This is a genomic window from Blastococcus sp. SYSU DS0533 (assembly GCF_054050775.1).
Window position 1 is genome coordinate 261,756 of record NZ_JBJGZZ010000002.1, and the last position, 11,770, is coordinate 273,525.

Annotated in this window: 10 protein-coding genes; 7 read left to right on the plus strand and 3 right to left on the minus strand. The window is 71.9% G+C overall.

From position 1 onward, the window contains the following. The first annotated feature begins 68 nt into the window (after positions 1–68). Together ACI79W_RS04330 and ACI79W_RS04335 are read left to right on the plus strand one after the other, a co-directional pair. Entirely contained in the window at positions 69–974 is a 906-nt protein-coding gene (locus tag ACI79W_RS04330) for an HpcH/HpaI aldolase/citrate lyase family protein (RefSeq protein WP_456560843.1), read from the plus strand. After that, on the plus strand, positions 971–1,429 hold the full coding sequence (locus ACI79W_RS04335) for a MaoC family dehydratase (protein WP_456560844.1): 459 nt from the start codon (positions 971–973) through the stop codon (positions 1,427–1,429). The genes ACI79W_RS04330 and ACI79W_RS04335 overlap by 4 nt, the downstream gene beginning before the upstream one ends. Here ACI79W_RS04335 and ACI79W_RS04340 read toward each other — a convergent pair. Beyond that, positions 1,404–2,834 (minus strand): MFS transporter, encoded by a 1,431-nt coding sequence (locus ACI79W_RS04340; RefSeq protein ID WP_456560845.1) that lies wholly within the window; start codon positions 2,832–2,834, stop codon positions 1,404–1,406. The genes ACI79W_RS04335 and ACI79W_RS04340 overlap by 26 nt on opposite strands. Then, positions 2,831–4,996, minus strand: a complete 2,166-nt coding sequence (locus ACI79W_RS04345; RefSeq protein ID WP_456560846.1) for an acetate--CoA ligase family protein — start codon at positions 4,994–4,996, stop codon at positions 2,831–2,833. Before ACI79W_RS04345 ends, ACI79W_RS04340 begins: the two co-directional genes overlap by 4 nt. 129 nt (positions 4,997–5,125) lie before the next feature. On the opposite strand from ACI79W_RS04345, the gene ACI79W_RS04350 reads away from it, so the two are divergent. From ACI79W_RS04350 to ACI79W_RS04370, 5 genes are read left to right on the plus strand one after another with little or no spacing between them, the layout of a single operon-like run. Continuing rightward, positions 5,126–6,214 carry an ABC transporter substrate-binding protein gene (locus ACI79W_RS04350; protein WP_456560847.1) on the plus strand — a complete coding sequence of 363 codons (1,089 nt, stop codon included), beginning with the start codon at positions 5,126–5,128 and terminating at the stop codon, positions 6,212–6,214. A gap of 23 nt (positions 6,215–6,237) precedes the next feature. Continuing rightward, positions 6,238–7,071, plus strand: a complete 834-nt coding sequence (locus ACI79W_RS04355) for an ABC transporter ATP-binding protein (protein ID WP_456560848.1) — start codon at positions 6,238–6,240, stop codon at positions 7,069–7,071. Then, the gene (locus ACI79W_RS04360; RefSeq protein WP_456560849.1) at positions 7,071–7,934 is read left to right on the plus strand and encodes an ABC transporter permease; all 864 of its coding nucleotides are present in this window, start codon (positions 7,071–7,073) and stop codon (positions 7,932–7,934) included. The genes ACI79W_RS04355 and ACI79W_RS04360 overlap by 1 nt, the downstream gene beginning before the upstream one ends. Before the next feature lie 57 nt (positions 7,935–7,991). Then, a complete protein-coding gene (locus ACI79W_RS04365) occupies positions 7,992–9,005 on the plus strand; it encodes an LLM class flavin-dependent oxidoreductase (protein ID WP_456560850.1) in 1,014 nt (337 codons plus the stop codon). A gap of 8 nt (positions 9,006–9,013) precedes the next feature. Then, positions 9,014–9,745 (plus strand): SDR family NAD(P)-dependent oxidoreductase, encoded by a 732-nt coding sequence (locus tag ACI79W_RS04370; RefSeq protein ID WP_456560851.1) that lies wholly within the window; start codon positions 9,014–9,016, stop codon positions 9,743–9,745. 10 nt (positions 9,746–9,755) lie between these two features. Here ACI79W_RS04370 and ACI79W_RS04375 read toward each other — a convergent pair whose 3' ends face one another. Continuing rightward, a complete protein-coding gene (locus tag ACI79W_RS04375) occupies positions 9,756–11,717 on the minus strand; it encodes an oxidoreductase (protein ID WP_456560852.1) in 1,962 nt (653 codons plus the stop codon). Between the last annotated feature and the right edge of the window lie 53 nt (positions 11,718–11,770).

Here is an 11,770-nt window from a genome sequence, read left to right on the forward strand (position 1 = left end):
CCCATTGATGGTCCGAGGTGTCGAGGACCACACCGCCGGAGCGGTGGCACCAGACGAGGAGGCCGTGCATGCGGGCGTACCGATCGATGCTCTTCGTCCCGGGGCACCGGGCCGACTGGGTGGACAAGGCGGTGCGGTCGGGCGCCGACGCCGTCGTCCTGGACCTGGAGGACTCGGTCCCGGAGGAGGAGAAGGACGCCGCGCGCGCCGTCGTCGCCGCCTCCATCGAGCGGCTCCGCGCCGAGGGCTCCGGCGTGGGCGTGCTCGTCCGGCCGAACGCGCTGGCCACCGGGCGCGCCGGCCTGGACCTCGAGGCCACCGTCGTCCCCGGTCTGGACGGCGTCTTCGCGCCCAAGGTCGAGTCGGCGCTGGATGCGCACCGCTTCGCAACGCTGCTGGAGCACTTCGAGATCCGCAACGGCGCGCGCGACGTGCAGCTGGTCGTCCCCATGGAGACCGCCCGGGCGCTCTCGCGCTGCGAGGAGATCGCGGCCAGCACGCCGCGCATCGGGGCGGTGATCGGCTCCACCGCCGAGCACGCCGACGTCGCCCGGGAGGTCGGCTACGAGTGGACGCCCGAGGGTCTGGAGACCCTCGCGATGCGCAGCCGGGTGCTCCTGGCCTGCCGCGTCGCCGGAGTGCACGCCATGACCGGCCTGTGGGAGCGCATCCACGACCTCGACGGCCTGCGCGAGTTCTGCCTCCAGGGCCGCCGGCTGGGCTTCCGCGGCCAGATCGCGATCCACCCGAGCCATGTCCCGGTGATCAACGAGGTCTACGGCGCGGACGCCGAGCAGCGGGAGTTCTTCGAGGGCCTGGTCGCCGCCTACGAGCAGGGTGCCGCGGCCGGCGCCGGCGCGGTGGTCTACCGGGGCAGCCACATCGACAAGGCGCACGTGGACAAGGCGCGGGAATGGCTGGCACGGGCCGGCGAGCTGGACCGGCTCGTCGCGGAGCGGAGGGAAGCGAAGTGAAGGGTCTGTACTTCGAGGAGATGGTCCCGGGCACGGTGATCAAGCACGTCCTCACCCGCACCGTGACGGAGATGGACAACGTCCTGTTCACGTCGCTGACGATGAACGTGGCGCCGCTGCACCTCGACGCGGAGTACGCCAAGACCCTGCCGTACGGGAAGCCGCTGGTGAACAGCCTCTTCACGGTGGCGCTGATCGGCGGCATGAGCGTGCCGGACCTGGTCTTCCAGACCTCGCTGGGCAACCTCGGCTACGAGCACGTCCAGTTCCCCGCACCGGTCTTCCACGGCGACACCCTGCGCGCGGAGACCACGATTCTCGACAAGCGCGAGTCCAAGAGCAGTCCCGACCGGGGCATCGTCTGGTTCGAGCACCGCGGCTACAACCAGCGCGACGAGCTGGTCATGCTCTGCAAGCGCGTCGGCATGATCATGCGGCGGCCCGCCGAGGCGTGAGCAGCAGCGCCAGGGTGAGCGCCGCGCACCCGATCCCGGTGGAGGCGAAGACCAGGGTGTAGCCGGACTCCAGGGGCAGCCGCTCGCCGAGCGGCGTCGCCGTCGCGAGCAGGGCGCTGGTCAGCGCGCTGCCGATCGACCCGCCGACCGTCCGCAGCACCTGGTTGAGCGCGATCGCGCTGCCGGTCTGGTCGGCGGGGACGGCGCCGAGGATCAGCACCGGCATGAGCACCAGGCTGGCCCCGATGGCCAGGCCCTGGAAGAAGACGCCCACGAGCACCTGCCACAGGTGCTCGTGGAACAGCGCGACGAACGCCATGTCGATGCCGATGAACAGCGGCCCGAGCGGGAGCAACGCCCGGGGCGAGAACCAGCGCTCGAGGACCTGCACGACGCCGTTGGCCGCCACGCTGCCGATCGAGGTCGGCAGCATCGCCAGCCCGGCGGCGAACATCAGCAGCCCGAACCCGTAGCCGGTCGACGCCGGGGTCTGCAGCAGCTGGCTCACCGCCGACGCGCCGGCGAAGAGCATGGCGCCCAGCGCGAGCGTCGTGAGACTGGCCAGCGCGACGTCGCGGTGGGCCAGCGACCGCAGCTGGACCAGTGGCCGGGCGGCGCGCAGCTCCACCCACGTCCAGAGCGGGAAGAGAACGGCGGCCCCGGCGAACAGGGCGACCACGGCGGGGGAGTTCCACCCCCAGGTGCCGCCCTCGCTGACCGCCACGAGCAGGCAGACCAGTCCGCCTGCGAGCAGGACCGCGCCGATCCAGTCCAGCCGCGGTGCCGACCTGGCAGCGGCCGGCGCGTCCCGGGGCACGGTGAGCAGGACGGCCAGGAACGCCGCGCCGGTGAAGACCACCGCGAGCCAGAAGGCGACGTGGTGGTTCCACACCTGCACCACGAGCCCGGTGAGGGGGAAGCTCAGGCCGGCCCCGGTCACGGTGGTGACCGACAGCGCGGCGATGGTGCGGCGCACCCGTTCGGGCGGCAGGAGGGCGCGGGCCGTCGCGGTCGCCATCGGGATGACGCCGTAGGCCAGGCCTTGGAGGGCCCGCCCGGCGATCAGCTGGCCGAAGGACTCGGCGGTGGCGGCCAGCGCCGAGCCGACGACGACCAGCCCGAGGGTGCCGAGCAGGACGCGGCGCCGGCGCGGGCCGTCGCTGAGCGCGCCCAGGACCGGGGTGGCCACCGCGCCAACCAGGAGGGCGACGGTGAGCACCCACTGGGCGGTGCCGCGCGGGATCTGCTGGACGTCGGCGATGGTCGGGATGAGCAAGGCCCCCAGGGACCCGACCACCGACGTGCACAACCCGCAGTAGACGAGCGCGGGGACCACCCCGCGCCGCAGCGGTGGGAAGGGTTCGGCGGCGGCGCCGGCGGGGCGTGGTCGGTCGGTCCGGGTCACCTGCCGACCAGGAGCGCGTCGACGACGACGCTGCCGCCCCGCCCCTCCCTCACGATGACCGGGTTGAGGTCGATCTGCTCGACACCGGCGAACGTGGGCGCCCGCTCGGAGAAGCCCACCACCAGGTCGACCAGGCTCTCGACGTCGTACGTGCGGCCGCGATGCCCGGCGAGCACCCGCCCGATGCGGAGCCGGCGCAGCGCTCGTTCGACGTCGGCTCTGCTGGCCGGGCATCGCAGGAAGGCCTTGTCGTCCATCACCTCGGCGAGCACCCCGCCGGCGCCCAGGAGCAGGACGCGACCGAACTCCGGATCGGCGGCCATGCCGAGGATGACCTCGAGCCCCTCGTACTGGCGGGCCAGGAGGTACCCCTCGAGATCGACGCCGTGCTGCCGGGCGGCGTCCTCGATCCCGGTGACCGCCCGCTCCAGGGCCTCCTTGTCGCGTACTCCCAGAGCGACCAGCCCAAGCTCGGACTTGTGGCCCACCCCCGGGGCGATGCCCTTGACGACCAGCGGCCAGCCGGAACCCGCCGCGATCGCGCGGGCCCCGGCCAGGTCGGCGGCGACCCACTCCTGGCTGACCGGTACGCCCTGGGCGGCGAGGAACGCCTTCGCGTCGGCCTCGTTCGCGAGCGCCTCCGCCGGCACGTCGACGGGCTCCGGGGTCCCGGTGGCGGATTCGTCGGCCGCCGCCTCCGCGGCGCGCTCGCTCAGGTCGGCGAGCACGGCCAGCGCGTCCACCGCGCGGTCGGCGCTGTCGAAGTGCGCGACGCCCGCGCCGTCGAGGAGCTCGTCCCGGTACTCGGTGAGGTTGCGCGCGCGCCACGCCGAGATCGCGAGCGGGACGCCGGACCTCCGGGCCGCGTGGAGCAGCGGCGGCATGAGCCGCGCCGAGTCGAACTCGCCCCAGGTCGGCAGGGCGACCAGGACGGCGTCGAACTCGTCGTACTTCGCGATGATCCCGAACACCGAGTCGAGCAGCTCCTCGTCGCCGATCACCTGACCGGTGAGGTCGAGCGGGTTCCCGGGGGTGCCGAAGCGCATCGCGCCGGCGAGCTCGGCCCGTAGCTCCTCGCTGAGGTCGGGCATGGACAGGCCGGAGGACTCCGCCCGGTCGGAGACGTAGCCGCACTCGCCACCCGAGGGGGAGACGACCAGCAGCCGCCGTCCCCGGAGCAGGGGCAGCTGCTGCAGCACGCGGGCGCCGTTCAGCAGATCGGGGATCGAGTCGACGACGACCACGCCGATCGACGTCATGACGTCGCGGAAGACCTCGAACGACCCGGACATGGCGCCGGTGTGGCTCTTCGTGCTGCGCGTCCCGGCCGCCGTGCGTCCGGCCTTCAGCGCGAGGACGCGCGTCCCGGTCGCCCGTGCGCGGGCGACGGCGGAGGCGAACCGGGGGAAGTCCCGCACCTGCTCGACGTAGAGCAGGACGACGTCGGTCTGCGGGTCGTCGGCCAGCGCGAGCACCACGTCGGCGACGTCGACGTCGGCCTCGTTGCCCAGGCTCAGCATCGCGCGGACCCCGATGCCCTCTCCCTGGGCGATGTTGAAGAGGTTGGCGGCCATCCCGCCGCTCTGGCTCACGATCGCCGCCGATCCGGGGGTGAAGGTCGTCGTGACGTTCAGGGTCGTGCACGAGACGGCGTTCTCCGGGATGCCGGCCACGCCGATGCAGTTGGGCCCGACGAGCCGCGAGCCGCCCGCCCACGCGATGTCGCGCAGCCGCTGCTGCTGCTCCGCGCCGGCACCCCCCTCCTCGGCGAAGCCGGACGTGCAGACGACGATGGCGGGGACGCCGGCCTGCGCGCACTCGGTCACCGCCTTCTCCACGAGGTCGGCGCGGACCATCACGTACGCCAGGTCGACGGGGGTGTCGATGTCGAGCACCGAGTCGGCGCAGGGCAGCCCGGCCACCGTCTCGTGGCGCGGGTTCACCGGGTGGATCGCGCCCGCGAAGCCGGTGCGGAGCAGGTTGGCGATCGGCCGGCCGTTGTGCCGGCCGGGGTCGGGGGAGGCCCCGATGACGGCCACGGAACGCGGCGCGAGCAGTGCCCGGAGGTTCAGCGGAGGCGCGCCGCGGCCGGCCGGAGCGGCGGTTCCGCCCGCTCGTCCATCCCCGTCCAGGCCGCCTGCCAGGCCGGATTCTGCGGACATCGGTGCTCCTCCCGAGGCCCTCGTGAGGGCCGAATGTGACCTCGTTGACAGAGATGAAAATCATAGGCATAGTACGCCTCGTTAAGGCCCTCAACCGACGGGCGAGAACGGATGGCGAGAGGAACCGGCATGGCGAGCACGGTCAGGGACGTTCGCACTCTTCGACGGCTCGGGGTCGCCTCGGCCGCCGTGCTCGCGCTGACGCTCAGCGCCTGCGGGGGCGGCGACGACGAGAAGTCCTCCGCCGACTCGGGCGGTCAGCAGGGCGCCCAGGAGCTCACCACCGTCAAGATCGGGCTCGTCCCCACGGTCAACACCGCGATGCCGCACCTGGCGGTCGAGGAGCACCTCGGCGAGGAGTTCGGCATCGACCTGCAGAGCACGACGATCGCCGGTGCGGGCAGCACCAACCAGGTCGCGGCCCTGCTGTCCGGTGACCTCGACGTCGCGATCGGCGGCACGAACACCGTTGTCGACGCCATCGCCGAGGGCGCCGACGTGAAGATCATCGCGGGTGTGGGTCCGCTGAACTTCAGCGTCGTCCTGAACAAGAAGGTGGCCGACGGTCTCGACGTCGACGTCGAGGACGACCCCGAGGACCGGGTCAAGGCGCTCAAGGGCCTGAAAATCGCCGTCAGCCCGCCCGGCTCCACCGGCAACAGCGTGCTCCGCACGATCCTCGAGAACGCCGGGCTGAACCCCGACCGGGACGTCGAGATGGTGCCGATCACCGACCTGGGCGCGATCCCCGCCGGTCTGAACAGCGGCCAGTTCGACGCCAGCTTCGTGGCCGTCGGCGCCGGCGAGGTCAGCGTCGCGTCCGGCGACGCCGTTCTCTGGCTCTCGGTCCCCAAGGGTGACCTGGAGGAGCTCAACGACTTCATGGGCATCGTGGCGTTCACCAGCGGCCGCTACGCCCAGGCGAACCCCGACACCATCGACGCCGTCCACGACACCCTCGTCGCCGCGCAGGAGATGACGACCGAGGACCCCGACGAGGTCGCCAAGGTCCTCAAGAGCACGATCTTCGCCGAGCTCGACCAGAAGGTCTTCGACGAGGTGTGGAGCCAGGTCGAGAGCGCCTACCCCGAGGGCATGAGCTTCACCGAGGACAACTGGGACACTTTCGTGGACCTCTTCGACGAGGCCTCCGAGAAGGACTACGCCTCGCTGAACTACGACGACTTCGTGGTCAAGGCGGCCCGGGGGAACGCGTGATGCTGACCGAGATGAGGGCACAGATGAGCCGACGCACCGCAGGGCGCACCGCGCCCGCCACGCCGGCCGAGGGCGAGCCCATCTTCGAGGTGCGGGACCTGGCCATCGGGTTCAACGAGGGGAAGGACGTCCTCCGCGACGTCACGCTGCAGATCGAGCAGGGTGAGTTCCTCACCCTGCTCGGCCCCAGCGGCTGCGGGAAGACGACGATCCTGAACCTCGCCGCCGGTCTGCTCGCACCGCGGTCGGGCTACGTCCGCTTCGCCGGCAAGCAGATCAGCGGCGTGAACACCGATGTCGGCTACATGACCCAGGACGACACGCTGCTGCCCTGGCGGTCGGTGCACTCGAACATCGGTCTCCCGCTCAAGCTGCGCAAGGTGCCCAAGCAGGAGATCGACGAGCGGGTCACCCGTTACCTGGAGCTGCTCGACCTCGGGCACGCCGGCTCTCTGCTGCCGGGCCAGCTCAGCGGCGGCATGCGCCGCCGGGCGCTGCTGGCCCGCAGCATGATCTACGAGCCCAAGCTGATGCTCATGGACGAGCCGTTCGCGGCGCTGGACGCCCAGATGCGGCACCAGATGCACGTCGAGCTGCGGCAGACGGTCAAGAAGCTCAAGCAGACCGTCCTGTTCGTCACGCACGACATCTCCGAGGCGGCCACCCTGTCCGACCGGGTGCTCATCGTCGGCGGTGGCCCTCCCGGGGGCATCGTCGAGGAGCACCGGATGCCCTTCGGTCAGGACCGCGACCTCGCCGCCCTGCGCTTCTCCGAGGAGTTCGCGCAGGTCGAGCGCACCCTGCACGCCGGGCTGCTCAACGCCCGGCCGGCGCACAAGCTGGGAGGGCAGCACTGATGGCCAGTGCCACCATCGACACCGATCCGCTGGCCGACCCGCTGACCGAGGCGGAGGCCGAGGCCGGACGGGCCCGCAAGGACCGCCGGGCCCGCAACGCCCACCGCCGCAACGTGATCCTCATCCAGATCGCGGTGATCGCCGGCTTCCTCGGGCTGTGGGAGCTGGCCGCCGGACGGTTGATCGACGACCTCCTGATCAGCCGGCCGTCGGAGATCTTCCCGACCTTCTGGACCTGGGTGACCAACGGCGACCTCTTCTACCACGCGTCCAGCACCCTCAAGGACGCCGTGATGGGGCTGCTCGCCGGTGGTCTCGCCGGTCTGATCGTCGGCGCGGTGCTCGGCCAGTCCGAGCGGCTGGCGGAGATCTTCGAGCCGTTCATCACCGCGCTGTACACGCTGCCCAAGCACGCGCTCATCCCGCTGTTCATCATGTGGGTCGGCATCGGCACGGAGCTGCGCGTCCTGACCGCGGCGGTGATCGTCTTCTTCCTGGTCTTCTTCAACACCTTCTTCGGGATCAAGGACGTCAGCCGCGCCCTGATCAACTCGGTGCGGGTGATGGGCGGGTCGAACTTGGACGTGATGGCCCGGGTGCGGCTGCCCTCGGCGCTGATCTGGGTGGTCGCGGCGCTCAAGCTCGCGGTGCCCCAGGCGATCGTCGGCGTCGTGGTCGCCGAGATGCTGGCCGGTGACCGCGGGCTGGGCTACCTGGTCGCGCGCAACGCCGGCCTGTTCAACAGCAAGGGCACCTTCGCCGCGATCTTCGCCCTGCTGATCATCGGCTTCGTGATCGACCGGCTGATGACGCTGGTGACGAAGCGGCCGCTGCAGTGGAAGAACTCGAAGTCCGCGATGTGATCTCGCGCCGCGCGTCCCCGGCACGTCCCCGAACCTGGAAGAGAGCGGTACAGGCACATGGCGCTGAAGTTCGGTCTTGCCCTGATGAACGACTTCCCGCCCGGGTCGCGGCCCGCGGACCGGATCGCCCAGCTCCGCGAGCAGGCGACCGAGGCGAGCCGGTCGGGGATCGACTCCCTGTGGGTCCTGCAGCACTACCTCGGCTCGATGCCGACGCTGCAGCCGTTGCTGCTGCTGGCCTCGCTCGCGCCGTTCTCGGGGGAGTGCCGGCTCGGCACCAACATGTACATCCTCCCGCTGCGGCACCCGGTCGGGCTGGCCGAGGAGTTCGCGACGCTGGACCACATCAGCGGCGGCCGCGCGGTCGCCGGCCTCGGCATGGGGTACCGCGAGAACGAGTTCGCTGCCTTCGGCGTGCCGATGGAGGAGCGGGTCGGCCGCTACACCGAGTCGGTCGAGATCATCCGGAAGCTGTGGTCGGGCGAGCGGGTGAGCTACGCCGGCAAGCACTTCCGGCTGGACGACGAGAAGATCAGCCTGGCGCCCGTGCAGCCTGGCGGCCCGCAGATCTGGGTCGGGGCCGGCGCGCACCGCAAGGGCGTCGAGCGGGCCGCCGCGCTCGGTGACGCCTGGATCGTCCCGCCGCACGTGACCGGAGACCGGCTGGTCAGCGCGCTGTCGACCTATGCGGAGGAGCGGACCAAGCACGCGCCCGACCGGACGCCGCAGCTGGTCGTGCGCCGCGAGATCTTCCTCGATGAGGACGCCGACCGCGCCTGGTCGGCCGGGGAGGCCGCGCGCGGGGCGCTCACCCGCGAGTACTCGCGTTACAACGCCCCGGACAAGACGGCCGACTACTCGCACCTCGCCGACGCCGAGGCCCTGCAGAAGAAGGCCCGCGAGGCCTACATCTTCTCCGACCCGGCGGGCGCGGTTACCGCGCTCAAGGAGCTCGAGGCCATCGGCGTCACCCAGGTCGTGCTCCGGATGCAGTGGTTTGACATGCCGCAGGAGCGGGTGCTGCGGAGCCTCGAGCTGTTCCGCGAGCAGGTCCTCCCGCACTTCTGCTGATCCCGGCCGTGCACCAGCGGCTTGCCGGCGAGGTCGCGTTCGTGACCGGCGCCGGCTCCGGGATCGGCGCGGCCACCGCCGCGCGGCTGGCCGCCGAGGGCGCGCACGTGGTCGCCGTGGACCGGGACGGCGAGGCGCTGACCGCGGTCGTGGACCGGATCGCCGGCGACGGCGGGCGGGTCGACGCGGTGACGGCCGACGTGCGCGATCGTCAGGCGTGCCGCGACGCGGTGGACGAGGTGGTCGCCCGCACCGGCGGGATCGGCGTCCTGTTCACCGCGGCCGGCATCTCCGGGCCACGGACCCCGACGCACGAGCTGGACGAGGCGGACTGGACCCGGACGCTCGCGGTCAACCTCGACGGTTCCTTCTTCGCCGCCCAGGCGGTCCTGCCCTCGATGATGCGCCGCGGCCGAGGGGCGATCGTGTTCTGCGGCTCGACGTCGTCCTTCGTCGCGGTGCGCGGCGGGAGTGCGCCCTACCGGGCGAGCAAGGGCGGCGTCCTCATGCTGACCCGCGCCCTGGCCGTCGAGTACGCGAGCCGGGGCGTGCGGGTGAACTGCGTGTGCCCGGGGCCGATCGAGACGCCGATGACCGTCGGCAGCAGCACGCAGACCCCGATGGGCCGCCACGGCCGGCCGGAGGAGATCGCGTCGGTCGTGGCGTTCCTCGCCTCGGACGACGCGTCGTTCGTGACGGGTCAGGCACTGCTGGCCGACGGGGGCCTCACCGCCGAGTAGCGGCTCGCAGTCAGCCGGTCAGCAGCAGGTCGGCCAGGGCGATCGCCTGGCGGGTGGCGAAGACCAGCCGGCGCGGCGCGTAGGCGTCCCCGAGCACGTGGACGTCGGGCCGCGATGCGGAGACCCGGTCGAACACCGCGGAGTCCGACACCCCGCCGCAGGACAGGACGACGGAGTCGAACCCGCCCACCGTCGTTTCCCGGCCCGAGTAGATGTGCCGCACCCGTACCGCGCCGTCCTCGATGCCGACGACCTCCTCCATCGTCCGGATCACGACGCCGAGGGAGTCCAGCCGGCCCAGCGCGGAACCGGCGATGTAGCGGCCGAGCAGGAGGGCCGGGCTCTGCGTGCCGTAGAACATCGTGACCTCGGCGCCCTGCGCGGCCAGGTGCTCGGCGAGGGCGAGCGGCGGCATGTGGTCGTCCTGGGCGACGACGGCGACAGAGCGCCCGGGCGTGGCCCGGCCGTCGAGGACGTCCCGGGAGAGCAGCACGTGGTCGGACTTCACGCCCTCGATGTCGGGCACCCGCTCGACGGCGCCGGTCGCGAAGGCGAGGACGGTGCCCGCGGCGAGGTCGTGCTCGTCGCCCGGCTCGAAGGCCGTGCCCAGCCGGACGTCGACGCCGAGGTCGCGCACGCGGGCGACCTGCCAGGCGAGGTAGTCGCCGTACCTGCCGAACGAGGCCGCCACCGCCGCCGTCCGGAGCTGCCCACCGAGCGCGTCGGACCGCTCGAGCAGCCGCACCCGGGCGCCGGCCTCGGCCGCGAGGGCGGCGAGCTCCAGGCCGGCCGGTCCGCCACCGACGACGACCAGGTCACGGTCGATCCGGCGCCGTCCCCACGGGCCCTCGAGCTCGCGCCCGGTGTGCGGGTTGACCGCGCAGCCGAAGGGCAGGCCGTCGACGTAGCGGCGGTTGATGCAGTCGTTGCCGCCGACGCAGGGCCGCACCAACGCCGCTTTCCCGGCCTTCGCCTTGACCAGCAGCTCGCCGTCGGCGACGTGCGCCCGGGCCATGCCGACGAGGTCGGCGTCGCCGGAGGCGATGATGCGGGCGGCCACCTCGACGCTGTTGACCAGGCCGGTGTGGATGACCGGCACCGACAGCGCCTCGCGGAAGCGCCGGGCCGAGCCGGACCACGAGCCGGGCTCGTGGAAGTGCGGCTGGATGTAGCTGGGGTTGCCCCAGGGGGTGCCGAGCACCATGTGGAAGTAGTCGACCAGCCCGGTCGCCTCCAGCGCGCGGGCGATCGCCAGCCCGGCCTCGATGTCGTAGCCGCGGGCGTCGTGCTCGAACATGTTCATCCGGACGCCGAGGCACCGGTCGGGGCCGAGCTCGCCGCGGATCGCCCGCAGCGTCTCCTCGGTGAACCGCAGCCGGCCGGCCAGGTCGCCGCCGTACTCGTCGGAGCGCTGGTTGGTCAGCGGCGAGATGAACCACTCGTGCAGGTCATCGTGGTTCATGTGCAGCTCGAAGATGTCGAGGCCGGCGTCGGCGGCGGTACGCGCCGAGAAGGCGTACTCCTGCATGAAGGCCTGGATCTCGCCGCGGGTCAGCACGTGCGGCATCAGGTTGGAGAACGGCGAGCTGACCACCGGCGAGGGGGCGTGGGGGTAGCCGCCGACCATCGTGAACTGGGTAGCGGCCAGGGCGCCGGCCTCGTGCAGAACGTCGGCGAAGCGCTGGACCCGCTCCCGGTAGATCGGGAGGCGGAAGACGCCGCGGGTCTCGGCGCTCATGCCCGACGGCTCGAAGCCGGTGTTGAGCACGTTGGCGATGCGGCCGGGAATGGTGGCCCAGGCGATGCCGGACTCGGCCCGGAGCCGCATGTAGGCGAGGTTCTTCTCGGCCTCGTCCTCGGTGCCCCAGAGGTTGCCGATCGCCGACGTGTGGGGCGGCATCATGACGCGGCTGCGCGCGGTCACCGGGCCCAGCTGCACGGGCGTGAACAACTGCTCCAGAGCGTTATCCATAATAATAGTATGTCCAGATCGATCGACGGGGTCAACGCCTGAACCGCGTACTC